Here is a 375-nt window from a genome sequence, read left to right on the forward strand (position 1 = left end):
GAGAACAAGAGCTAGCTGCTGAAGTAGCCAAACTCAAAAGACAGTTGGCAGAACAAGCAGAAGAGCTAGATATCGTAAAAAAGGCCGCCACCTACTTCGCGAAAAATCTAAAGTAGATTGCTATGAATTCATGCTTGAACACTTGCTGTGCTTCAGTGTTGTCCGCATGGTTAAGGTATTCAGGGTTTCTCGAAGTGGGTTTTATTATTGGATTAAGCATCGCCACAAGGGTATTCAACGCGAAGCAACTCGCCAAGAGTTTGATGCAAAGGTTAAAGATGCTTTTGACAACAGTAAGGGGCGAGATGGTTCAAGGCGCATCCAGAAAGAGCTGGCTGAGAACGGTGATAGCCATAATGTGAAAACCATTGCAGC

General features: G+C 44.5%; 1 pseudogene. It reads left to right on the forward strand.

Annotation, left to right across the window (positions count from 1 at the left end):
• Window positions 1-375: pseudogene (locus UF05_RS16980) on the forward strand (IS3 family transposase); the annotation flags it as partial.

Origin of the sequence: Vibrio sp. S457-15 (genome assembly GCF_000960545.1) — a bacterium.
GTDB lineage: Bacteria > Pseudomonadota > Gammaproteobacteria > Enterobacterales > Vibrionaceae > Vibrio > Vibrio parahaemolyticus.